Source organism: Kribbella sp., assembly GCF_035655035.1.
Lineage (GTDB): Bacteria > Actinomycetota > Actinomycetes > Propionibacteriales > Kribbellaceae > Kribbella.
This window is the reverse complement of record NZ_DASRVN010000353.1, coordinates 1-21,921: the sequence shown is the minus strand read 5'-3', so window position 1 is coordinate 21,921 and position 21,921 is coordinate 1. Positions and strand designations below refer to the sequence as shown.

General features: G+C 69.9%; 25 protein-coding genes. 20 read left to right on the top strand and 5 right to left on the bottom strand.

Annotated elements, in window-relative coordinates:
* The first annotated feature begins 173 nt into the window (after positions 1–173).
* Genes VFF46_RS19655 through VFF46_RS19630 form a run of 6 tightly spaced genes read left to right on the top strand, consistent with a single transcriptional unit; the run spans position 174 to position 4,646 of the window.
* Positions 174–1,397 (top strand): glycosyltransferase, encoded by a 1,224-nt coding sequence (locus VFF46_RS19655; RefSeq protein ID WP_325038615.1) that lies wholly within the window; start codon positions 174–176, stop codon positions 1,395–1,397.
* A 52-nt stretch (positions 1,398–1,449) separates the two neighbouring features.
* Positions 1,450–1,890, top strand: coding sequence for an adenylyltransferase/cytidyltransferase family protein (locus VFF46_RS19650; protein ID WP_325038614.1), 441 nt, complete (start codon positions 1,450–1,452; stop codon positions 1,888–1,890).
* Positions 1,887–2,612 (top strand): CDP-alcohol phosphatidyltransferase family protein, encoded by a 726-nt coding sequence (locus tag VFF46_RS19645; RefSeq protein WP_325038613.1) that lies wholly within the window; start codon positions 1,887–1,889, stop codon positions 2,610–2,612. Before VFF46_RS19650 ends, VFF46_RS19645 begins: the two co-directional genes overlap by 4 nt.
* Positions 2,609–3,025 carry an adenylyltransferase/cytidyltransferase family protein gene (locus VFF46_RS19640; RefSeq protein WP_325038612.1) on the top strand — a complete coding sequence of 139 codons (417 nt, stop codon included), beginning with the start codon at positions 2,609–2,611 and terminating at the stop codon, positions 3,023–3,025. The genes VFF46_RS19645 and VFF46_RS19640 overlap by 4 nt, the downstream gene beginning before the upstream one ends.
* A complete protein-coding gene (locus VFF46_RS19635) occupies positions 3,025–4,212 on the top strand; it encodes a glycosyltransferase (protein WP_325038611.1) in 1,188 nt (395 codons plus the stop codon). Before VFF46_RS19640 ends, VFF46_RS19635 begins: the two co-directional genes overlap by 1 nt.
* A 56-nt stretch (positions 4,213–4,268) precedes the next feature.
* Positions 4,269–4,646, top strand: a complete 378-nt coding sequence (locus VFF46_RS19630; RefSeq protein WP_325038610.1) for a VOC family protein — start codon at positions 4,269–4,271, stop codon at positions 4,644–4,646.
* A 61-nt stretch (positions 4,647–4,707) separates the two neighbouring features.
* On the opposite strand, the gene nadA is transcribed toward VFF46_RS19630, so the two are convergent.
* A complete protein-coding gene (gene nadA, locus VFF46_RS19625) occupies positions 4,708–5,889 on the bottom strand; it encodes a quinolinate synthase NadA (RefSeq protein ID WP_325038609.1) in 1,182 nt (393 codons plus the stop codon).
* An 82-nt stretch (positions 5,890–5,971) separates the two neighbouring features.
* On the opposite strand from nadA, the gene VFF46_RS19620 reads away from it, so the two are divergent.
* The 8 genes from VFF46_RS19620 (at position 5,972) to VFF46_RS19585 (ending at position 14,264) form a co-directional block, all read left to right on the top strand.
* Positions 5,972–6,631, top strand: coding sequence for a nucleotidyltransferase family protein (locus VFF46_RS19620; protein WP_325038608.1), 660 nt, complete (start codon positions 5,972–5,974; stop codon positions 6,629–6,631).
* 92 nt (positions 6,632–6,723) lie between these two features.
* A complete protein-coding gene (locus VFF46_RS19615) occupies positions 6,724–7,599 on the top strand; it encodes a MoxR family ATPase (RefSeq protein WP_325038607.1) in 876 nt (291 codons plus the stop codon).
* Between the two features lie 122 nt (positions 7,600–7,721).
* The gene (locus VFF46_RS19610) at positions 7,722–8,714 is read left to right on the top strand and encodes a vWA domain-containing protein (protein ID WP_325038606.1); all 993 of its coding nucleotides are present in this window, start codon (positions 7,722–7,724) and stop codon (positions 8,712–8,714) included.
* Complete coding sequence (locus VFF46_RS19605) at positions 8,707–9,822, top strand: XdhC/CoxI family protein (RefSeq protein ID WP_325038605.1); 1,116 nt, start codon at positions 8,707–8,709, stop codon at positions 9,820–9,822. The genes VFF46_RS19610 and VFF46_RS19605 overlap by 8 nt, the downstream gene beginning before the upstream one ends.
* 71 nt (positions 9,823–9,893) lie before the next feature.
* Positions 9,894–10,376 carry a (2Fe-2S)-binding protein gene (locus VFF46_RS19600; protein ID WP_325038604.1) on the top strand — a complete coding sequence of 161 codons (483 nt, stop codon included), beginning with the start codon at positions 9,894–9,896 and terminating at the stop codon, positions 10,374–10,376.
* Positions 10,373–12,757 (top strand): xanthine dehydrogenase family protein molybdopterin-binding subunit, encoded by a 2,385-nt coding sequence (locus tag VFF46_RS19595; RefSeq protein ID WP_325038603.1) that lies wholly within the window; start codon positions 10,373–10,375, stop codon positions 12,755–12,757. The genes VFF46_RS19600 and VFF46_RS19595 overlap by 4 nt, the downstream gene beginning before the upstream one ends.
* Entirely contained in the window at positions 12,754–13,608 is an 855-nt protein-coding gene (locus VFF46_RS19590; RefSeq protein WP_325038602.1) for a xanthine dehydrogenase family protein subunit M, read from the top strand. Before VFF46_RS19595 ends, VFF46_RS19590 begins: the two co-directional genes overlap by 4 nt.
* Positions 13,605–14,264 carry an SRPBCC family protein gene (locus VFF46_RS19585; protein ID WP_325038601.1) on the top strand — a complete coding sequence of 220 codons (660 nt, stop codon included), beginning with the start codon at positions 13,605–13,607 and terminating at the stop codon, positions 14,262–14,264. Before VFF46_RS19590 ends, VFF46_RS19585 begins: the two co-directional genes overlap by 4 nt.
* Here the strand turns inward: VFF46_RS19585 and VFF46_RS19580 are convergent.
* Genes VFF46_RS19580 through VFF46_RS19570 form a run of 3 tightly spaced genes read right to left on the bottom strand, consistent with a single transcriptional unit; the run spans position 14,250 to position 15,785 of the window.
* Positions 14,250–14,756 carry an NUDIX domain-containing protein gene (locus VFF46_RS19580; RefSeq protein WP_325038600.1) on the bottom strand — a complete coding sequence of 169 codons (507 nt, stop codon included), beginning with the start codon at positions 14,754–14,756 and terminating at the stop codon, positions 14,250–14,252. The two genes, VFF46_RS19585 and VFF46_RS19580, sit on opposite strands and share 15 nt — an antisense overlap.
* Positions 14,749–15,381 carry a deoxyribonuclease V gene (nfi, locus tag VFF46_RS19575; protein WP_325038599.1) on the bottom strand — a complete coding sequence of 211 codons (633 nt, stop codon included), beginning with the start codon at positions 15,379–15,381 and terminating at the stop codon, positions 14,749–14,751. The genes VFF46_RS19580 and nfi overlap by 8 nt, the downstream gene beginning before the upstream one ends.
* Positions 15,382–15,395: 14 nt before the next feature.
* On the bottom strand, positions 15,396–15,785 hold the full coding sequence (locus VFF46_RS19570) for a VOC family protein (RefSeq protein WP_325038598.1): 390 nt from the start codon (positions 15,783–15,785) through the stop codon (positions 15,396–15,398).
* 163 nt (positions 15,786–15,948) lie between these two features.
* Between VFF46_RS19570 and VFF46_RS19565 the strand changes: the two genes are divergently transcribed.
* From VFF46_RS19565 to VFF46_RS19540, 6 genes are all read left to right on the top strand, one after another.
* Positions 15,949–17,043 carry a glycerate kinase gene (locus VFF46_RS19565; protein WP_325038597.1) on the top strand — a complete coding sequence of 365 codons (1,095 nt, stop codon included), beginning with the start codon at positions 15,949–15,951 and terminating at the stop codon, positions 17,041–17,043.
* Between the two features lie 172 nt (positions 17,044–17,215).
* A complete protein-coding gene (locus tag VFF46_RS19560) occupies positions 17,216–17,581 on the top strand; it encodes an iron-sulfur cluster assembly accessory protein (RefSeq protein WP_325038596.1) in 366 nt (121 codons plus the stop codon).
* A 154-nt stretch (positions 17,582–17,735) separates the two neighbouring features.
* A complete protein-coding gene (locus VFF46_RS19555) occupies positions 17,736–18,344 on the top strand; it encodes an ABC transporter permease (protein ID WP_325038595.1) in 609 nt (202 codons plus the stop codon).
* Complete coding sequence (locus tag VFF46_RS19550; RefSeq protein WP_325038594.1) at positions 18,337–19,503, top strand: ABC transporter ATP-binding protein; 1,167 nt, start codon at positions 18,337–18,339, stop codon at positions 19,501–19,503. The genes VFF46_RS19555 and VFF46_RS19550 overlap by 8 nt, the downstream gene beginning before the upstream one ends.
* Positions 19,500–20,321: an ABC transporter permease gene (locus VFF46_RS19545; RefSeq protein ID WP_325038593.1), complete on the top strand. Its 822-nt coding sequence runs from the start codon at positions 19,500–19,502 to the stop codon at positions 20,319–20,321. The genes VFF46_RS19550 and VFF46_RS19545 overlap by 4 nt, the downstream gene beginning before the upstream one ends.
* The gene (locus VFF46_RS19540; protein ID WP_325038592.1) at positions 20,318–21,289 is read left to right on the top strand and encodes a glycine betaine ABC transporter substrate-binding protein; all 972 of its coding nucleotides are present in this window, start codon (positions 20,318–20,320) and stop codon (positions 21,287–21,289) included. The genes VFF46_RS19545 and VFF46_RS19540 overlap by 4 nt, the downstream gene beginning before the upstream one ends.
* Here the strand turns inward: VFF46_RS19540 and VFF46_RS19535 are convergent.
* Positions 21,276–21,921, bottom strand: a 646-nt coding sequence (locus VFF46_RS19535) for an MFS transporter (RefSeq protein WP_325038591.1), incomplete at its 5' end; no start/stop codon positions are given. The genes VFF46_RS19540 and VFF46_RS19535 overlap by 14 nt on opposite strands.

The following is a 21,921-nucleotide window of genomic DNA, read 5'->3' as shown; positions in this document are numbered from 1 at the left end:
CCCGGTCGGATGAGTGAATCCGCGCCGTGTGCTCGTTCGCGATCACCGGTACGGCGACCGCGACCACGGCCACTGCCGCAGCAAGGAGCGCTGCGAACCACAACTTCCTCAATGCACTCTCCTGGGAGCGGGCGAGACCAGGCTGTAGTCACGAAGGGACATAAGGTAGCGCCATGCGGGTCGCCATGCTGCACAACCGGTACCGGACCGGTCAACCCAGTGGTGAGAACACGGTTGTCGCGCAAACGGTTGATTTGTTGCGGAACTCCGGTCATCAGATCGATCTCTACGCCCGGAACAGCGACGACATCGCGACCATGAGCCGAAAAGATCGCGCGCTGTTACCGTTTCGTTCCGTTTGGTCATTTTCGGCGGAACGCGATTTAACGCAGCTATTGCAAGCGCAGCGCCCTGACGTGGTGCACGTGCACAACACCTTCCCGCTGTTCAGCGCCTCAGTACTCCGCGCGGCGCACCGCCTGGACCTCCCGGTCGTGGCCACCCTGCACAACTTCCGCCTGCTTTGTGCGAACGCGGTCCTCCAGCGCGACGGCCGGCCGTGCGAATCCTGCCTCGGCAAGTTGCCGCTCGCCGCGGTCAAGCACGGCTGCTACCGCGAATCGCGCGCCCAGACGCTCCCGCTGGCGACCAGCATCGGCGTGCACAACACCCTGCACACCTGGCAGCGGTACGTCGACACGTTCGTCGTACCGTCGGCGTTCGTCCGCGACCGGTACCTCGCCGCCGGGTTCGACGCGGAGCGGTTCGTGGTGAAGCCGCACGCCGTACCGCATCCTGCCGGGGTACGCACCGACGCAGGCGACGGGGTGGTGTTCCTCGGGCGGTTGAGCGAGGACAAGGGGTTCGCGGATCTCCTGCAGGCCTGGGATTCCGGGCTCGGCAGGTTGGTTGTCGTGGGCGACGGTCCGCTGCGCGCCGCGGCCGAGGAACGGGCCCGCGCGGACCTGTCCGTTCAGGTGCTTGGTCAACTACCGTGGGCGGCCGGGATGGATGTACTGCGATCCGCGCGCGCCGCCGTCGTACCGGCCCGTTCGTATGAGACGTTCGGACTCGTGGTCGTGGAGGCATTCGCACAAGGTGTACCGGTGGTCGCGTCCCGGCTCGGGGCGCTCGCGGAGCTCGTCGACGACGGGCGGACCGGCGCCCTGACCGAACCAGGTGATCCGGAGGCACTGCGCGCGGCGATCGGGTTGGTGGCTGATCCCGTGACTTCGATAGCCTGCGGCGAACGAGCCCGCGAGGTCTACCTGGACCGCTTCACACCGGAGCGCGACCTGGAGGCCACGGAAAGGATCTACACCGATGCGATCGCCCGGCACACCGCCCGCGGCAGGTCGGACACGGGACGCTGGGCGGGTCGTGCCCGCCAGGTATAAAGTCACGCCAGGCGCGGGGGGCGCCGGGCAAGAGGAAGTGCGGGGTTTCGTGTTGGGGGAAGGCAGTTTGCCGCGGATCGGGTGTGTCGCCGGGGTCTTCGACCTGTTCCACGTCGGGCATGTCGACGTGCTGGAGCGGGCGCGGCAGTTCTGTGACCGGCTGGTGGTCGCGGTGCTGTCCGACGAGTGGGCGCTGGACGCCTGGGGCGCGCGGCCGTTCGTGCCGCAGCTCGAGCGGGCGCAGATCGTCGGGCACCTGCGCTGCGTCGACGAGGTCGTCGCCGTGGACGCGGTCGCGGCCGAGCGGCTGACCGGCGTACTGGGGGTACAGACCGTGTTCGCTGCGAGTGCCGCGGACGGCGTGCTCGGTGTCGCGGAGCTGGCCGGGCTGCCGGCCGGGCTGATCACCGTGCTGCCCGCCGGCCGGCGTTCCCGCAGCCCGATCCTGCGCGCCGCGATCGACCAGCGGCAGTCGCGCAGTTCGGTCGCATGAGCTCGTTGCGGGAGACCGTCGCGCGGTTGTCCCGGGCGCAGAAGCCGTCGGCCGGTACGCCGGCGTACTCGCGGTTCGTGAATCGCCGGATCGGCCGGGTGTTCGCGGCCGCGGCGTACCTCGGTCACCGGACGCCGAACCAGGTCAGCCTCGCGTCGGGGTTCTGCTCGCTGGTCGGGATCGTGCTGGTGGCAACGGTTCGCCCGTCGTTCGGCCTGGCGCTGCTGGTGACCGTGTTGCTCGTGCTCGGCTACGGGCTGGACTCCGCGGACGGGCAGCTGGCCCGGCTGCGCGGCGGCGGCTCGCCGCTGGGGGAGTGGCTCGACCACATGATCGACGCGGTGAAGATCGTGCTGCTGCACAGCGCCGTACTGATCTCGTTCTACCGGTTCGATGCCTTCAGCAATCACCTCGTGCTGCTGATCCCGCTTGCCTACGTGTGTATGTCGTCCGTGCTGTTCTTCGGCCTGATCCTGATCGACCAGCTGCGCCGCCGGCACGCCGCGGCCGCGAAACCCAACGCGCGGGGGGATTCCGTGCTGAAGTCGTTGCTCATCGCACCGACCGACTACGGCGTCCTCTGCCTGGTCTTTCTTGCCTTCGGCAACCCGTCGGTCTTCGTCGTGCTGTACGGCGCCCTGCTGCTGCTGAACGTACTGTTCCTGGCCGCCGCAATCGGCAAGTGGTACCGCGAGATGGCCGCCCTGGGGGTGCCGGCATGACGATCGTCGGCTACGCGCCCGGGGTGTACGACATGTTCCACATCGGCCACCTGAACATCCTGCGCCAGGCCCGCGAGCACTGCGACCACCTGATCGCCGGCGTCGTCGAGGACGACGTGGTGACCCGGATCAAGGGCCGCCCGCCGGTGGTCCCGCACACCGAACGGATGGACGTGATCCGGGCGCTGGACCTGGTCGACGAGGTCGTCAGCGACTGGTCCAGCGACAAGTTCGAGATGTGGCAGCAGCTGCGGTACGACGTCCTCTTCAAGGGGGACGACTGGAAGGGAACCGAAAAGGGGACGAGACTGGAACGGCTGCTGGGTGAGGTCGGCGCACAGGTGCACTACTTCCCGTACACCGCCTCCACCTCGAGCACCGATCTGCGCAGGCTTCTGGAGGGGATGAGCTGATGCCGGGCCGGCCCAAAGTGCTGCTGAGCGCGTACGCCTGCCGGCCGTCGGGCGGGTCGGAGCCGGGCGCCGGGTGGGCGTGGGCGAAGGCCGCTGCGCGCGACCACGACGTGTGGCTGCTGACCCGGGGCAAGTTCGTGCACGAGATCCACGAGGAGCTCGCGGCCCGGCCGGTGCCCGGGCTGACCGTCGTACCGCTGGAGATGCCGCGCTGGATCCTCCGGCTCCGGCGACGGCCCGCGGACGTGTACTGGTACTACCCGTTGTGGCAGGGCCTGGCCCGGCGTACGGCGCGGGAGCTGCACGCGCTGCACTCGTTCGACGTGATCCACCACCTGACGTTCGCGGTGGACTGGATGGGCGCCGGGGTGGTCGAGGAGTCGTCCGCCAAGGTGATCTGGGGTCCGGTCGGCGGATCGACGACCGCGCCGCTGTCGATGGCGCACTGGCTCGGGGCGCGCGGCGTGCTGGGGGAGCTGGTACGCCGGGCGTACACCGGCGTACGGCGGCGCCTGACCGGTCGGCGGATGGCGCAGACCGCGGACCTGATGGTTGCCCAGAACAACGACGTCGCGGCCGCGTTCGCGCCGTACGCACGGCAGCTGGTCGTCCAGCCGAACGTCGCGATCCGGCGGTTCACGGCGTCCGGGCCGTACGAGCCCTTCAGCCGCACCGTGAAGACCGCGTTGTTCGTCGGGCGGCTGATCCCGTGGAAGGGCGTGCTGCTGGCGATCAGCGCGCTGGCCCGTCCGGAGGCGTCCGGCTGGGAGCTGCGGATCATCGGCGACGGCCCCGACTGGGAGCGCGCCGAGAGCCTCGCCTGGCAGCTCGGCGTCCGCGACCGGGTCGAGTTCATGGGCGCCCTGCCGCGCGAGGAGGTACTGGCCGCGATGTTCCGCGCGGACGCGCTGATCGCCCCCGCCTTCCGCGAGGCCGCGGGCTGGGCCGTGACCGAGGCCCTCGCCTCCGGCTGCCCCGTCGTCTGCGTGGACCGCGGCGGCCCGGCCGTCATCGTCGGCCCCGACGAAGGCGTCACGGTCTCGTGGCGCGGCGACGTGGTCGGCGAACTCGCCCGCGGCCTGTCCACCGTCACCAGCCGCATCACCCCCGTCGACCGGTGGGGCCCCGACCGCCTCCCGGACCTGCTCTCCGACTGGTACTCGACCGCCCGCGTCGCCGCCGACTGAAGGGTTGGAGCGGGGTACCTGCAGAGGATCACCCCAACCGCACCCGAAAGGTCGCCATGTCCGCGAATCTCGCTGCCACCGTCCTCGGGACTCCGGATCCGCCCAAGCTGGCCGATTTCTACCGGCAGCTGATGGGCTGGGTCGAGGTGAGCCGGGCGCCGGACTGGGTCCGGTTGCGGCACCCCGCGTCGGAGCGGCCCGGCCTGAGTTTCCAGCTGGAGCCGGACCACGTACCGCCGACCTGGCCGCAGCGGGCCGGCGTCCAGCAGATGCAGGCCCACCTGGACATCGAGGTCGACGACCTCGACCGCGAGGTGGAGCGTGCCGTGAGTCTCGGCGCGACCGTCGAGGCACACCAGCCGCAGCCCGACGGCGTCCGGGTCATGCGCGACCCGGACGGACACCTGTTCTGCCTGTTCCTGCCCGGCTTCTGACCTCCGGATTCGCGCCGGGTACCTGCCGTTCGTGTTCGAAAGCCTGCAGGGCTTCCGCCGATCAGTCGCGCGCCGTCTTGCCGGGGAGGGCGAGCATCTGGTCGAGGGCGACCTTGGCGTAGTGCTCGGTGTCGGGGTCGACCTTGATCGGGTTGACTACGTGGCCGGCGACCAGGTTCTCCAGCGCCCAGACGAAGTGCGGGAGGTCGATGCGGTTCATCGTGGCGCAGTAGCAGACCGTCTTGTCGAGGAACACGATGTTCTTGTCGGTGTGCTGCTTCGCGAGCCGCTGCACCAGGTTGAGCTCGGTGCCGACCGCCCACGACGTACCTGGCTCGGCCGTCTCCAGGGCCTTGATGATGTACTCCGTCGACCCGACCTGGTCGGCCTTCGTGACGACCTCGTGCCGGCACTCGGGGTGCACGATCACGTTCACGCCGGGGACCCGGGAGCGGACGTCGTCGACCGACTCGGCGGTGAACCGGCCGTGCACCGAGCAGTGCCCGCGCCACAGGATCATCTTCGCCGCGGCGAGCTGCTCGCGGGTCAGTCCACCGCCCGGCTTGTGCGGGTCGTACACGACACAGTCGTCGAGCGACAGGCCCAGCTGCAGTACGGCGGTGTTCCGGCCGAGGTGCTGGTCGGGGAGGAACAGCACCTTCTCGCCCTGCTCGAACGCCCAGTCCAGCGCGGTCTCCGCGTTGCTCGACGTACACACGACGCCGCCGTGGCGGCCGCAGAACGCCTTGATGTCGGCGCTCGAGTTCATGTACGTGACCGGCACCGTCACGTCCGCGACGCCGGCGTCGGCGAGCGCGTCCCAGGCCGCCTCGACCTGCTGGATCCGGGCCATGTCGGCCATCGAGCAGCCGGCCGCGAGGTCCGGCAGGATCACGGTCTGCGCGTCGTTGGTGAGGATGTCGGCGGACTCGGCCATGAAGTGCACACCGCAGAACACGATGTACGGCGCGTCCGGGCGGGCGGCCGCGTCGCGGGCGAGCTTGAACGAGTCACCGGTGACATCCGCGAACTGGATCACCTCGTCGCGCTGGTAGTGGTGCCCGAGCACAAACACCTGGTCACCGAGCGCCGCCTTCGCCTTCAGTGCCCGCTCCACCAGGTCCGGGTCGGAGGCCGGCGGGAGCGCGCCCGGGCACTCGACGCCGCGCTCGGAGTGCGGGTCGGTGTTCTGCCCGAGGAACAGCAACGGAAGGGACTTCGAGCCGTCTGCGATCGTCGTCACGTCAGATATCGTGCCACGCCCGCCGCCGGACACCGCGTGGTACACGTCACTGCCCAGACTGTGAAATCAGTAGGCTGCCACTGTGAAGACCCCAGGACGTGTCGCTGGCTTGGTGCTGGCGGCCGGGGCGGGGCGCCGGATGGGTACCCCGAAGGCGCTGATCCGCGACGCGGCCGGCGTTGCCTGGGTCGTCCGTACTGCGAGGTTGCTGGCGGAGGCGGGCTGTACGCCGGTCGTGGTCGTCGTCGGGGCCTCCGCCGACCGGGCTCGAGCCGAGCTCGTGGGCGAACCCGTCGACGTGGTCGAGGCAGCCGACTGGTCCGAGGGCATGGGAGCCTCGCTCCGCACGGGTCTCACCTACCTCCAGTCCCACAGCCTTCCGCCGGCCGCGGCCTCCGGTTCCACTCCACCGTCGGCGCGCTCCGCGTCCGGAGCCGGTCTGTCGGCGGAGGCGGCTGTTGTTCTTCCCGTGGATGTGCCCGGGCTGACGGTCGCCGCTCTGGAGCGGGTCATGTCAGGGGCCGGGGCGGACGTTCTGGTACGGGCGACGTACGACGGGGCGCCGGGGCATCCGGTGGTGATCGGGCGGGCGCACTGGGACGGGGTGATCGCGTCGGCACGCGGTGACGAGGGCGCGCGGGCGTACCTGCGGACGCACGACGCCGCGCTGGTGGAGTGCGCGGACGTCGCCGACGGTGCGGACGTGGACACGGCCGACGGGCTGCCGCCGGGGCACCACTGAGGCTTTCCGGAACATTTCCGTCACTGGGCGGCGAATTGTTTCCGGAAAGGTGCAGGGTTGGCATCCGGGGGGAGTGGGGGAATGCTGGAGGGGTGCGTGCCGTCGGCTCGGCGGGCGAGCTTGCCGGGTGTTTGCGGGCGACCGGGTACTTGGCCGGTGAGGGCCTTGCCACGGTCGGATATCTCGCGCTCGCGCTGCACCGCCCATTGCTGCTCGAAGGCGAGCCCGGCACCGGGAAGACCGCGCTCGCGGAAGCGCTCGCCGAGGCGCTCGGGATCGACCTGATCCGCCTGCAGTGCTACGAGGGCATCGACGCCTCGCAGGCGCTGTACGACTGGGACTTCCCGCGGCAGATCCTGCACCTGCGGACCGTCGAGGCGACCAGCTCCGACGCAGCGGTCGAGGAGGTCGAGAAGAGCCTGTTCGACGAACGCTTCCTGCTGTCCCGTCCGGTACTGCGGGCGCTCCGGGAAAGCCCCGCCGTACTGCTCGTCGACGAGATCGACCGCGCCGACGACGAGTTCGAGGCGTTCCTGCTCGAGGTGCTGTCGACGTACGAGGTGACGATCCCCGAGCTCGGCACGGTCGCCGCCGACGTACCGCCGATCGTGGTCCTCACCTCGAACCGCACCCGCGAGGTGCACGACGCGCTCAAACGCCGCTGCCTGTACCACTGGATCGACCATCCGGGCCTGGCCCGCGAGATCGAGATCGTCCGCACCCGGCTGCCCGAGGTGTCCGCGCGGCTCGCCGAACAGGTCACCCGATCCGTCCAGCGGATGCGCGACCTCGACCTGCTCAAACCACCCGGCGTCGCCGAAACCCTCGACTGGGCCCGCGCCCTCGACGCCCTCGGCACCGACGTACTGGACGTCGAAACCGCCGCCGCCACCCTCGGCGCCGTCCTCAAGTACCGCGAGGACACCGACCGGGTCCGCGACTCCCTCGACCGCCTCCTCGCAAGCTGACCCCCATGCCGCCACCCATGCCACCCCCTGCGCCGGATCTTGCGCTTGCTGGTTTTGCGGTTGCTCTTCGGCATGCAGGGCTTGCGGTCACGGCTGATCGGGTGCAGATGTTTCTGCAAGCGGTGGCTGCGCTCGATGCCACTCTGACGGCCGACGTGTACTGGGCCGGCCGCGCCGCGCTCTGCAGTGGACCCGACGACACGGCCCGGTACGACGAGGTGTTCGCCGCCTGGTTCACCGGTGACCGCACGCGCGGCGTCGTCCCGAGCCGTACGCCGCAGTCCTCTGTCCAAGCCGCGCTCGACGCGGCGGACGCGGGCGCCGACGACGGCGACCACACCCTCAACGTCGCCGCCAGTACGACGGAAGTACTCCGGCACCGCGACGTCGCAGGATTGTCGACAATCGACCGCGCCGAACTCGCCCGCCTCTTCGGCACCCTGCACCCACGTGTCCCGCTGCGGCCCGCGAACCGCCGCCGCCCGTCGCACCGCGGCGAGATCGATCCACGCCGCACGCTGCGCGCCCAGCTCCGCCAGGTCGGCGAACCGGCCCGCGTGCACTACCGCCGCCGCGGCGTCCGCCCGCGCCGCGTCGTCGTCCTGATCGACGTCTCCGGCTCGATGCGCCCGTACGCCGACAGCCTGCTCCGGCTCGCGCACGCGATGGTCCAGCAGGCGCCGAGGATCGTCGAAGTGTTCACAATCGGCACGCGATTGACCCGCGTCACCCCGGCGCTGCGCCACCGCGACCCCGAGTTCGCGCTCCGGGCGGCCGGTGACGTAGTACCGGACTGGTCGGGCGGGACCCGGCTGGGCGAGGTACTGAAGGTCTTCCTCGACCGCTGGGGACAACGCGGCACCGCCCGGCGCGCAGTCGTCGTGGTGTGCAGCGACGGCTGGGAACGCGGCGACGCCGCACTGCTCGGCGCCCAGCTGCAACGCCTGGCGAGCCTCGCGCACCGAGTGGTCTGGCTGAACCCGCACCGCGGCAAGCGCGGGTACGAACCGGTGCAGGCCGGGATCGTCGCCGTCCTGCCGCACCTGGACGATCTGGTCGCCGGGCACAGCCTGGCCAGTTTCGCGGAACTCCTGGAGGTGGTGGCCGATGCGTGACGTCCTCGATCGGTTGCTGACGTGGTGGAAGGCCGGCGAATCCGTTGCCGTCGGCACCGTTGTCGCGACGTTCCAGTCGGCGCCGCGGCCGCCGGGCGCGGTGATGCTGGTGGGTCCCGGGCTGGAGGCGGTCGGCAGCGTGTCCGGCGGCTGTGTCGAAGGCGCGGTGTACCAGCTCGGCGAGGAGATCCTGGAGTCCGGCGAGCCCGTGCTGCAGCGGTACGGCGTCAGCGACGAGTCGGCGTTCGCGGTCGGGCTGACCTGCGGCGGGATCATCGACGTGTTCGTCGAGAAGGTCGACCGTACGACGTTCCCGGAGCTGGCGGAGGTGGCGTCGGACATCGCCGAGGGCCGGCCGGTAGCCGTGGCGACCGTGGTGGCGCACCCGGACCCGGCGCGGATCGGGCGCCGGCTGATCGTCCGCCCCGACGGGCAGCTGGGCAGCACCGGGTCCGATCGTGTCGACGATGCGATTGCCGACGATGCGCGCGGCCTGCTGGCGAACGGCCGGACCGAGACGCTGGAGTACGGACCGGACGGGCAGCGGCGTGGTGAGGGGATGCGCGTCTTCGTCTCTTCTTATGCGCCGGTGCCGCGTTTGCTGGTGTTCGGAGCGATCGACTTCGCAGCTGCGGTTGCGCGACTCGGCACGTTCCTCGGGTATCGGGTGACGGTCTGCGACGCGCGCGCGGTGTTCGCGACCGCGTCCCGGTTCCCCTCTGCCGACGAGGTGATCGTCGACTGGCCGCACCGGTACCTGTCCGCCGAGGCCGCGGCCGGCCGGATCGACGACCGCACGGTGATCTGCGTGCTGACGCACGATCCGAAGTTCGACGTACCGCTGCTGGAGGTCGCGCTGCGGTTGCCGCAGGTCGCCTACATCGGCGCGATGGGTTCGCGGCGGACGCACGACGATCGGCTGAAACGCTTGCGGGAGGCGGGTTTGAGCGAGTCCGAGGTCGCGCGGCTGGCCAGCCCGATCGGCCTCGACCTGGGCGCCCGCACTCCGGAGGAGACGGCGGTGAGCATCGCCGCCGAGATCATCGCCCAGCGCTGGGGTGGCGCGGGGCAACGGCTTTCGGCGGCCGGCGGACCCATCCACCACTGAACCTTGTGGTCGAGAACACAACAGGAGCAGGATCGAAGGTACGGCGAGTACTGACATCTGGAGGCGGGGCGATGACCCGGATCACGGTGAAGGTCGACGGAAGCAGCTTTACGGACGTTGTGGAGCCGCGCACGCTGCTCGTGCACTATCTGCGCGAGCAACTGGGGAAGACGGGGACCGTGGTCGGTTGCGACACCGGCAACTGCGGGGCCTGCACCGTGCACCTGGACGGGCGCAGCGTGAAGTCGTGCTCGCTGCTCGCGGTCCAGGCCGACGGTCACGAGATCACCACGATCGAGGGGCTCGCGACCAACGGTCAGCTGCATCCGATGCAGCAGGCCTTCCACGAGAACCACGCCTTGCAGTGCGGCTACTGCACACCGGGGATGATCATGCAGTCCCTCGACCTGATTGCCGACAATCCTAACGTCGACGATGAGCAGATCCGGCTCGGCCTCGAAGGCAACCTCTGCCGCTGCACCGGCTACCAGAACATCGTGAAAGCAGTACGCGCCGCCGCCGCCGCGCAGTCGAGCGCAGGGGGTGCGCAGTGACCGCCACCGAGGAACGCCCGGTCAAGGAGGTCGGCACTCCGCGGCGCCGCAAGGAAGACGCCCGGCTGATCACCGGCCGGACCCGCTGGACCGACAACATCGTGCTGCCCGGCATGCAGCACCTCGCGATGGTCCGCAGCCCGTTCGCGCACGCCCGGATCACCGCGATCGACACGAGCGCCGCCAAGGCCGCGTCCGGCGTCGTCGCCGTGATCACCGGTGCCGACATCGCCGAGGAACAAGGCGCCCTGCCGAACGCCTGGGCCGTCGTACCCGACCAGAAGGCCCCGCCGCACCCGTCGATGGCGGTCGACCGGGTCGCGTTCGCCGGCGAGATCGTCGCGATGGTCGTGGCCCGGACCGCCGCCGAGGCGGTCGACGCCGCCGACCTGGTGGACGTCGACTACGAGGAACTCGAACCCGCCCTCGAACTCAAGGCCGCGGCCCGCGACGAGGTGCTCGCCCATCCGGACCTCGGGACGAACGTGTCCGCGGTCTGGTCGTACGACTCGGCCGAGTCCGGCACCGGCGGCGACGTGGAGGCGGCGATCGCGGCCGCCCGCGACGGCGGCATCCTGATCGAGCAGGAGTACCGCCAGCAGCGGCTGATCCCGGCGTTCATGGAGCCGCGGTCGATTGTCGTCGATCCTACGACCGAGCAGATGACGGTCTGGTCGTCGACGCAGGTGCCGCACTTCGTGAAGATCTTCCTGGCGCTGGTGCTCGGCATCCCGGAGAGCAAGATCCGGGTGATCGCGCCGGACGTCGGCGGCGGCTTCGGCGGCAAGCTCCAGTTCACGCCGGAGGAAGTACTCACGGTCATCGCGGCCCGGCATACCGGAAAGCCCTGTAAATACACGGAAACCAGGTCCGAGTCGTTGATGGCCGCGCACCACGGCCGCGACCAGTGGCAGCAGCTCACGCTCGCCGCGACCGCCGACGGTACGGTCACCGGGCTCAAGGTCGAGCTGACCGCCGACATGGGCGCGTACCTCGGCCTGGTCACGTCGGCGATCCCGCTGCTCGGCGCATTCATGTACAACGGGATCTACAAGTTCGGTGCGTACCACCTCGGCATCACGAACGTGTTCACGAACAAGGCGTGGACCGACGCGTACCGCGGCGCCGGCCGGCCCGAGGCGACGTACGCGATCGAACGGCTGATGGACGAGCTCGCCGCCCGGGTCGGCGTCGACCCGCTGGAGATCCGCGAGCGGAACTGGATCAAGCACGAGGAGTTCCCGTTCTCGACGGTGTCCGGGCTGCGGTACGACTCCGGCAACTACGAGGCCGCGACCGCTAAGGCGCGCGAGCTGTTCCGGTACGACGAACTGCGCAAGGAGCAGGCGCGACGCCGGGAGTCCGGCGACCCGGTACAGCTCGGCATCGGCGTGTCGACGTTCACCGAGATGTGCGGGCTGGCGCCGTCGCGCTGGCTCGGGTCGATGGGGTACGTCGGCGGCGGCTGGGAGCACGCGTCGATCCGGATGCTGCCGACCGGCAAGGTCGAGGTGGTAACCGGGACCAGCCCGCACGGGCAAGGGCACGAGACAGCGTGGAGCCAGATCGTCGCGGACCGGCTGGGCGTCGCGTTCGAGGACGTCGAAGTACTGCACGGTGACACGCAGGTCGCCGTTCGCGGACTGGACACGTACGGATCGCGGTCGCTGGCCGTCGGCGGGATGGCGGTCCTGGCCGCGGCCGACAAGGTGATCGAGAAGGCGAAGCCGGTCGCGGCGCAGCTGCTGGAGGCGAACGCCGACGACCTGGAGTTCTCGGCCGGGCGGTTCGGAGTGCGCGGGACGGACGCCGGGCTGACGCTGGCGGAGCTCGCGTTCGCGGTGTTCCAGGGGCACAAGCTGGACGGGGTCGGTGACGGGTCGCTGGACGCGGACGCGACGCTCGACCCGGAGGATTTCTCGTTCCCGCACGGTACCCATCTGTGCGCGGTCGAGGTCGACACCGAGACCGGGGCGACGAAGCTGCGCTCGTACGTGTGCGTGGACGACATCGGCGTGGTGGTGAACCCGCTGATCGTCGAGGGTCAGGTGCACGGCGGTATCGCGCAGGGAATCGCGCAGGCGCTGTACGAGGAGGCGGTGCACGACGAATCCGGGACGCTGGTCACCGGTTCGTTCGACCAGTACACGTTGCCGGGGGCACCTGATCTGCCCGCGTTCGAGACGGCGCGGACCGAGACGCCGGCGACCACGAACCAGCTCGGCGTGAAGGGTGTCGGCGAGGCGGGCACGATCGCGTCCACGCCGGCTGTCGTCAATGCGATTGTCGACAGTCTGCGACCGCTCGGCGTCACGGACGTGCAGATGCCGTGTACGCCGTACCGGGTCTGGAAAGCGATCCAGGAAGGAGCGCGGTCATGATCCCGGCGGCGTTCGACTACTACGCGCCCACGACGGTCGACGAGGCGCTGGGCCTGCTGCGCGAGCACTCCGACGCGAAGGTGCTGGCCGGCGGGCAGAGCCTGATGCCGGCGCTCCGGCTGCGGCTCGCGGCGCCGGAGACGATCGTCGACCTTGCGAAGATCGACAATCTGCGCGGCGTCCGGGACGACGGCGACGCGCTGGTGATCGGCGCGATGACACCGCACAGCACGGTGCAGTCCGATCGGCTGGTGCTCGAACACGCCGAGCTGATCTCGTTGGCCACGGCAACGGTCGGCGATCCGCAGATCCGGCACCGCGGCACGTTCGGCGGTTCGCTGGCGCACGCGGATCCGGCGGCCGACCTGCCGGTCGTCGCGGTCGCGCTGGACGCGTCGTTCGAGATCGCGGGCCCTGATGGTCGCCGGACCGTGCCCGCGTCGGAGTTCTTCCAGGGCGTGTTCAGCACCGCGCTCGCCGAGGACGAGCTGTTGCTCGAGGTCCGGGTGCCGAAGTACACGGGCTGGGGCGCGCACTACGAGAAGTTCAACCGGGTCGCGCAGGGCTGGTCGATCGTGTCGGTCGCGGCGGCGGTACGGCTGGACGGGGACCGGATCGCGGAGGCGCGGGTCGCGCTCGGCAACATGGGCTCGACACCGGTACGGGCGACCGCGGTCGAGGCGGCTCTCGTCGGACAGCCCGCGACGGCCGACGCCGTACGGGAAGCGGCGGCGCGGGCGACGGACGGGACGTCACCGATCAGCGACAGGGACGGCGACGCGGACTACCGGCGGCACCTCGCGACCGTACTCACCCGGCGTGCGGTGCTGGCAGCGGCAGGTACGGCGTGAAGCTCGAGCACAAGTTCGTCGTACCGGCGTCCGTGGAGCAGACGTGGGCCGCGTTCAACGACCTCGAGCGGGTGGTGCCGTGTTTCCCCGGCGCCACCCTGGCGTCGTACGAAGGCGACGACTTCACCGGCTCGTGCAAGGTGAAGCTGGGCCCGGTGTCGCTGCAGTACAACGGCACCGGGACCTTCCTCGAGCGCGACGAGTCCGACCACCACGCGCTGATCGAGGCCAAGGGCAAGGACCGCCGCGGCAACGGAACCGCAACCGCCCGCGTCACGACCCGGCTGGCCGGCACCGCCGACGGCTCCACCGAGGTCGCGGTCGACACCGAGCTGACGATCACCGGCCGGCCCGCGCAGTTCGGCCGCGGCCTGATCCAGGAGGTCTCCGACAAGCTCCTGGAGCAGTTCACCGCCTGCCTGCAGACCAAACTCCTGTCCACCCCCACCGAGGAAGCCGCCGTTACTGCCGACCAACCCGCAGCCGAGCCGGGTCCATCCGACTCGGCGACCAGCTCACAGGAGGCCCCACCCGACTCCGAGCCAGTCGCCCTGGACCTCGGCAGCACCGTCCTCCCCATGCTCGCCAAGCGCGCCGCCCCCTACCTCATCGGAGCTGCCCTGGCCCTGATCCTCCGCCGCCTACTCCGCCGCTGACCGCGCCCTCGGGGTGTCGAAGTACGGCTCGCCTGCATACACGGCCGGCAGTAGCGGCCGGTGCCCGGCGATGACGGTGAGCTCGGCGGCCTCGGCTGAGGTGCACCACCGGCTCTCGCTGACCTCCGGTGAGGTGCCTGCCGTACCGCCGACAGTCTCCGCCCGGAACACCATGCCGACGATCTGCACGCGGTTGCCGTCCCGGTAGACCACGACGACATCCGGATCCGAGTACACGCCGACCAGCCCGGTCACCCGTACCACCAGCCCCGTCTCCTCGAACGTCTCCCGCTCGGCCGCCTCCGCCGGACGTTCGCCGGGCTCGATCGCGCCGCCCGGCAGGCACCACTCGTCGTTGTCGGTACGCCGCGTCAGCAGCAACCGGTCTCCGTCCAGCACCGCCGCGACGGCCCCGACCCGTAACCGCGCGGTCGCGCCGATCCGGTCGCCGTACTCGTGCCACGTGTATCCCGGCACCCGAGCGTCACCCATCCCGCAACCCCTCCCGGCACGCCCGGTCGGCGAGCCGCGTCGTCTCCGGCAGGCGGTACGCCGGTGCCAGCCGCAGCACCTGCGCGACCGCCGTCGCCAACGTCACCCGGTGCCCGACCGACACGTACACCGGCTTCACCCCGTCCTGCGTACGCACCGCCGCACCGACCACGTCGTCACCGTCTACCAGCTCAGCCGTCGCGCCGCGGGCGATGCCCAGCGCCCCGTGCGTACCGACGTACGCCGTCTTGGCTACGCCGATCGCAGGAATTCCGGTCAGCACCCCGAGATGACAAGCCAGCCCGAACCGCCGCGGATGCGCCAACCCCTGCCCGTCGCAGACCAGCAACCCCGGCCGGATCGTGAGCTCGGCCAACGCGGACAGCAACGCCGGCACCTCCCGGAACGCGAACAGCCCCGGTATATAAGGAAAGGCTGTCGCGCCACGCACCACCGCCCGATCGACCTCCTCGAGCGTCGTCGCGTCCAGCAGCACGACCGCAGCCGCCAGGCGGTCCCCGTCGTACGCCACATCCAGCCCGGCCACGTACTGCGGCGTCGTACCGACATCCGCAACCTCGACCAGCCCGCGCAGCTTTTCCTGGACCGCAACGGCCTCTTGCACTGCAGCCTCGGTGGTCACGGCGTCGGCGGGCCGCCGGGCGGCCACTCGACCAACTCCAACCGGTACCCGTCGGGGTCGACGAGCCAGGACGTCTGCGGCCCGTCCGGACCGTGTTCCTCCGGCGCACCTGGAGCCAGACCGGCCGCGGTCAACCGGTCCACCGTCGCGCTGAGCGACTCGACCTCGATCGCGAAATGCTCGAAACCGCGCACCTCCACCGGACCGTCGGCCGGGCGATGGACGAGTTCGAGCGACACCGAGGTCTCGTCGGGCAGCCGCAACCAGACCAGGCTCGACCCGTCGTCGAACGGCACCTTCCCGAGCGAGACGTACCCGACCTTGGCATAGAACGCGAGCGACCGCTCCAGATCGCTCACGCGCAGCGCGAACAGGATCGACTTCATACCGACGATCTAACCGTGTTCCGTACCGAAGGACAGGAGGTAGTCGGGTGTCGCGGCGGATGCTCGGGCTGCTCAGGCGGGCGCAGGCATGTACGTAGAGGACTACGTCCAGTTCTTACGTACCGCCGGAGGACGACCGCGCGCGGTGGGAGAGGATGTGCGCATGCGGATTCTGATTGCGCCGGACAAGTTCGCGGGCACGCTGACCGCCGTGGAGGCCGCGGCTGCGATCGAGGAGGGGTGGCGGCGGCGCGACCCCGGCGCCGAGGTGCTGGTGGCGCCGATGGCCGACGGCGGACCCGGCTTCATCGACGTACTGTCCGCGGTCGTGGACGGGAAGCTGCTGTCGGTCACCGTGCGCGGTCCGCTCGGCGAGGAGACGCCCGCGACGGTGCTGCTGGCGGGGGAGACGGCGTACGTCGAGACCGCGCAGGCGTGCGGGTTGCACCTGGTGGAGCCGAAGGAGCGCCGCCCCGAGGACGCCACGACGTACGGCGTGGGCCAGCTCATCACCGCCGCGGTCGACGCGGGCGCGCGGCGGATCATCCTCGGCCTCGGCGGTTCCGGCACGAACGACGCGGGCGCCGGCCTGCTCGCCGCGCTCGGAGCGAGCGCGGAATCGGGTCAGCTGGACGCCGGCGCCGCGGGACTCGCCGGGCTGACGGCGCTCGACCTCACGGCTGCCCGCGCGCGGGTGGAGGGCGTCGAGTTCGTCGCGGCCAGTGATGTGGAGAACCCGCTGCTCGGGCTGCGCGGCGCGACGAACGTGTTCGGCACGCAGAAGGGGCTTTCGGACGATCGGAAGCCGGAGGTCGACGGCTGGCTGACGCACTTCGCCGAGCTGGCCGACCGGAAGACCGCCGACCAGAAGGGCGCCGGTGCCGCGGGCGGACTCGGGTACGCGCTGCTGCTGCTCGGCGCCGAACGGGTCTCCGGCATCGACCTGGTCGCCGAGCTGACCGGACTGCGGCGCAAGGCGTCGGAGGTCGACCTGGTGATCAGCGGCGAGGGCGCGTTCGACTTCCAGTCCCGCGACGGCAAGGTGATCGCCGGTGTCGCGAAGATCGCGAACGACGCGATGCGCCCGTGCGTGGTGCTGGCCGGGAAGGTGCTGATCGGGGCCCGCGAGATGCGCTCGATGGGAGTCGAGTCGGCGTACGCGCTGGTGGACACGGTCGGTGAGGAGAAGGCCTTCGCGGACCCGCACGGTTCGCTCGCCGCGGTCGCCGAGCGGGTCGCGCGGACCTGGGCTCGCTGACCGAGTGTGACGGCCGGGGTGACCAGTCCGCGACCGGGTTGGTTGATCCGTGAAATTGGTGTGCGACCATGGGAATGAGCGCGGGACGGCGTCTGTTGTCCTGTGTTGACAAGAGACTTCCGTGCCGACGGAGTTCGTGCGTAGGCACTTGAGTAGATGACTGGAGTCAGGGATGACTGAAGCGCAGACCGAGCAGGCCGTGCAGGCACCGGCCACGGGTGTTCTCCTCACCGACGGAGCCGCCTCGAAGGTGAAGGCGCTGCTCGACCAGGAAGGCCGCGACGACCTCGCGCTGCGGGTCGCCGTGCAGCCGGGTGGTTGCTCCGGGCTGCGGTACCAGCTGTTCTTCGACGAGCGGCAGCTCGACGGTGACGTGGTGGCGGACTTCGGCGGTGTGAGCGTGGTCACCGACCGGATGAGCGCGCCGTACCTGAAGGGTGCGACGATCGACTTCGTCGACACCATCGAGAAGCAGGGCTTCACGATCGACAACCCGAACGCGACCGGTTCCTGCGCCTGCGGCGACTCGTTCAACTGAGCTGAGCCGAGCCTGAGAAACCCCTGGTCACGAGCGCGTGACCAGGGGTTTTGTCATGCCCGGAGTTCGGTAGCGACCGTGCCGATGTGTAAGCCAACGCTTATTGGGTACCCGTGGCCGTGTGTGGGACTACATAACTGAGCGAAATTCACAATTGCTCTATCAGAGCTACCAGCACCTGAGCCTGGTGATCCAGTGCGTGCTGCTGGCCACCGTGATCGCGGTCGGCCTGGCAGTCGTGGTGCACCGGAACCCGCGGGTCGCGTCACTGGCCGGCGCGGTCAGCGCGGTCGGTCTGACGATTCCGTCGTTCGCTCTGCTCGGGTTGATGATCCCGGTGGCCGGCATCGGTACGGCGACCTCGGTGATCGCGGTCACCTTCTACGCCAGCCTGCCGATCCTGCGGAACGCCGTCGTCGGCCTGGCCGGCGTCGACACGACGCTGATCGAGTCGGCGCGCGGGATGGGGATGGGCGCGATCCGGACCCTGCTCCGGATCGAGCTGCCACTGGCCTGGCCGGTGATCCTGGCCGGCGTCCGGGTCTCGGCCCAGATGTCGATGGGGATCGCGGCCATCGCGGCGTACGTGCTCGGCCCCGGCCTGGGCAGTTTCATCTTCACCGGTCTGACCCAGATCGGCGGCAAGAACGCTCTGAACTCCGCGCTGGTCGGCACGATCGGCGTTGTCCTGCTCGCTCTGATCCTTGACGCTCTGCTGCTGCTCGTCGGCCGCCTGACCACCTCTAGGGGTATCCGTGCCTGAAACCGAACCTGAAGTCAGCGGCGTCGACATCGAGTTGACCGATGTCGTCAAGCGGTACCCGGGACAGAAGAAAGCCGCCGTCGAGGGGCTGTCCCTGCACATCCCGGCCGGCGAGATCGTGATGTTCGTCGGCCCGTCCGGCTGCGGCAAGACCACCTCGCTGAAGATGATCAACCGGCTGATCGAGCCGACGTCCGGCAGTATCCGGATCGGCGGCGAGGACATCGGCAAGCAGGACGACGACGACCTGCGGCGCCGGATCGGGTACGTCATCCAGGGCGGCAGCCTGTTCCCGCACATGACCGTCACGCAGAACATCGCGCTGGTCCCGGGCCTGCTCGGCTGGGACAAGCGCCGTACGGCCGAACGCGTCGACGAACTGCTCGAACTCGTCGGCCTGGACCCGGACCGGTACCGGAACCGGTACCCGCGGGAGCTGTCCGGCGGGCAGCAGCAGCGGGTCGGGGTGGCCCGCGGGCTGGCCGCCGATCCGCCGGTGATCCTGATGGACGAGCCGTTCGGTGCGGTCGACCCGATCACCCGGCAGCGGCTGCAGGACGAGCTGCTCAGCATCCAGGAGGAGCTGCGCAAGACGATCGTTTGCGTCACCCACGACTTCGACGAGGCGGTGAAGCTCGGTGACCGGATCCTGATCCTCACCGAGGGCGCGAACATCGCGCAGTACGACACCCCGGAGGCGATCCTGGCGAACCCGGCCAACCGGTTCGTCGCGGACTTCGTCGGCGCGGGTGCCGCGCTGAAACAACTCACGCTGAGCCGGGTCAGCGAGATCGAGCTGAACCAGCCGACGGTCGCGGAGATCGGCGACCCGGCCCCCGCGGTACTGCGGGCCGCGAAGGCGGCGGGTGACGACTCGGTCGTGGTCCTCGACCGCCGCCGGCGCCCGGTCGACTGGATGTGGACCACCGATTTGTCGGAGGTCGACAATGTGCCGGCACCGCACGAGGACACCGACCTGGTCACGATCGACCGGCGCGCGACGCTGAACGACGCGCTCGACACGATGCTGATGTCCAGCCACGGCAGCGCGGTCGTCACCGGCCGCCGCGACGAGTACCTCGGCGTCGTCGACTTCCAGTCCGTGCTCGCCCGGATCCAGGACGGCAATGGTCAACAATCGGACGAGGTCGCGCTGTGACTGCACTGGATCCCGGACCCGACCTCAAGTCCAAGGAGAATCTCGCCGACGCGAAGGCGACCGCGGCCGGACTGGCGACCAGCCGGGCCCGGCGCCCGTCCTGGGGACTGCTGATCGGGCAGCCGCTGTTCGTCGCGATCGTCATCGGCGCGTGGGCGATCTGGCGCTCGCAGGCCCAGCTCGACTCGATCGAGCAGCGGCAGCTGGAGTGGAAGCTCGTAGGACAGTTGACGATCCAGCACCTGAAGCTGACCGTGGTCGCGACGGTCATCGTGCTGGTGATCGCCGTACCGCTCGGCGTCATGCTGACCCGGCCGCGCTCCCGCCGGGCCGCGCCGCTCGTGGTCGCGGTGGCGAACGCCGGCCAGGCCGCGCCGGTGATCGGCCTGATCGTGCTGCTCGCGATCTGGCTCGGATTCGGCTTCTGGACCGCGATCGTGGCGCTCTGCCTGTACGCGATCCTGCCCGTTCTGCGGAACACGATCGTCGGATTGCAGGGTGTCGACAGCACGCTGGTCGAAGCGGGCCGGGGGATGGGTATGTCGAGCCTCTCGGTCCTCGGCCGGATCGAGCTCCCGCTTGCGGTACCGGTGATCATGGCCGGCATCCGTACCGCGCTGGTGCTGGTCGTCGGCACCGCGACCCTCGCGACGTTCATCGACGCCGGGGGACTGGGCAGCCTGATCACCACCGGCATCCGGCTGCTGCGGTACCCGGTCCTGATCAGCGGCGCGCTGCTGGTCGCGGCGCTCGCCCTGCTGATCGACTGGGCGGGCCGTGTCCTGGAAGAAGTCACCCGACCGAGAGGGCTCGGATGAAGCGGCTGGTGGCGGCAGCGTCCGCCCTCCTCCTCGTACTGTCCGGCTGCGGCCTCGGCACCAGCGGCGGTTTCGTACCGTCCGGCACCCTCAAGGGCCAGCTGCGTTCGGTCAAGAACCTCGACGGCCTGACCATCGGGATCGGGTCGAAGAGCTTCCAGGAACAGCTGATCCTCGGCAAGATCGCCGCGATCCTGATGGGCGCGGCCGGCGCGCACGTCAAGGACCTGACCAACATGCCGGGCAGCGACACGTCCCGGCAGGCGATGCTGCAGGGCCAGATCCAGATGGCCTGGGAGTACACCGGGACGGCGTGGATCTCGTACCTCGGTCACGACACCGGGATCCCGGACAAGCAGAAGCAGTACGACGCGGTCGCGAAGGAGGACGCGGACAAGTACGGGCTGATCTGGCTGAAGCCCGCTCCGATGAACAACAGCTACGGCTTCGCGATGACCCGCAAGGAGTCGGACCGGCTGCACATCACCAAGCTGTCGCAGGTCCAGTCGCTGCCGGTGAAGGACCGGACGTTCTGCGTCGAGTCCGAGTTCGCGAACCGGAACGACGGGTTCGAGCCGATGCTGAAGCACTACGGGATCCCGTTGGGCAGCGGCGTACCGCGGAACAACATCCGGACCCTGGACACCGGCGCGGTGTACGCCGCGACCAGCCACGGGGACTGCCGGTTCGGGGAGATCTTCACCACCGACGGGCGGATCAAGTCCCTCGACCTGGTCGTGCTGCAGGACGACAAGAAGTACTTCCCGGCGTACAACGTGGCGCCGGTGATCAGCAAGAAGGTGCTGGACCAGTACCCGCAGCTGCGGGACCTCTTCGGACCGGTGTCGGACAAGCTCACCGACCCCGTGCTGATCGACCTGAACGCCCAGGTCGACGTCGAGGGGCGCGAGCCCGCCGACGTCGCCATGGACTGGCTGGTCAAGGAAGGCTTCATCAGCCGTGACTGACGGCGTTCTCCCTTGCCTGCCGGGGAAGTAGGTACGTCACCGCGAGGCTGACGACGAACAACCCGATCGCGACCAGGACCGACGTCTCGGTCGCGCCCAGGAACGCGCGGGTCGGCAACAGCTGGAAGAAGATCGTGCCGATCACGGCGACGCCGATCGCCCCGCCGTACTGCTGCATGGCGGTCAGTACGCCGGATGCCGACCCCGCGGCCTGGTCGTCGACAGACGCCAGGATGATGTCGAACAGCGGCGCGAACACCAGCCCGGCGCCGATCCCGGTGGCCAGTGTCGCCGGGACGAGGTTCCAGATCGTGGTGGCATTGCCGTACGTGTGCAGAGTGAACCAGACGCCGCCCATCGCCACCGTCATCAGCGCGACGCCGAGCTGGAGTGCCTTGCGGCCGAGCTTCGGGGCGAGCAGTGCGGCGGAGACCGGGGCGCCGATCGCGATGCCGAGCGAGAACGGCACCATCGCGAGTCCGGCCTTCAGTGGGCTGTAGTGCAGGCCGAGCTGGGTGAACAGGTTGAACACCAGCAGGAAGCCGTTCATCGCGAGGAAGAACGTGGTGATCACGCCCAGGCCGGCGAGGTACCCGCGGTTGCGGAACAGCGACGGGTCGATGACCGGGTTG

Coding starts and splice junctions, on each gene's coding strand:
- VFF46_RS19655 (WP_325038615.1), top strand. CDS start 174: ATGCGGGTCGCCATGCTGCACAACCGGTACCGGACCGGTCAACCCAGT.
- VFF46_RS19645 (WP_325038613.1), top strand. CDS start 1,887: ATGAGCTCGTTGCGGGAGACCGTCGCGCGGTTGTCCCGGGCGCAGAAG.
- VFF46_RS19640 (WP_325038612.1), top strand. CDS start 2,609: ATGACGATCGTCGGCTACGCGCCCGGGGTGTACGACATGTTCCACATC.
- VFF46_RS19635 (WP_325038611.1), top strand. CDS start 3,025: ATGCCGGGCCGGCCCAAAGTGCTGCTGAGCGCGTACGCCTGCCGGCCG.
- VFF46_RS19630 (WP_325038610.1), top strand. CDS start 4,269: ATGTCCGCGAATCTCGCTGCCACCGTCCTCGGGACTCCGGATCCGCCC.
- VFF46_RS19605 (WP_325038605.1), top strand. CDS start 8,707: ATGCGTGACGTCCTCGATCGGTTGCTGACGTGGTGGAAGGCCGGCGAA.
- VFF46_RS19600 (WP_325038604.1), top strand. CDS start 9,894: ATGACCCGGATCACGGTGAAGGTCGACGGAAGCAGCTTTACGGACGTT.
- VFF46_RS19590 (WP_325038602.1), top strand. CDS start 12,754: ATGATCCCGGCGGCGTTCGACTACTACGCGCCCACGACGGTCGACGAG.
- VFF46_RS19580 (WP_325038600.1), bottom strand. CDS start 14,756: ATGGGTGACGCTCGGGTGCCGGGATACACGTGGCACGAGTACGGCGAC.
- VFF46_RS19570 (WP_325038598.1), bottom strand. CDS start 15,785: ATGAAGTCGATCCTGTTCGCGCTGCGCGTGAGCGATCTGGAGCGGTCG.
- VFF46_RS19565 (WP_325038597.1), top strand. CDS start 15,949: ATGCGGATTCTGATTGCGCCGGACAAGTTCGCGGGCACGCTGACCGCC.
- VFF46_RS19560 (WP_325038596.1), top strand. CDS start 17,216: ATGACTGAAGCGCAGACCGAGCAGGCCGTGCAGGCACCGGCCACGGGT.
- VFF46_RS19540 (WP_325038592.1), top strand. CDS start 20,318: ATGAAGCGGCTGGTGGCGGCAGCGTCCGCCCTCCTCCTCGTACTGTCC.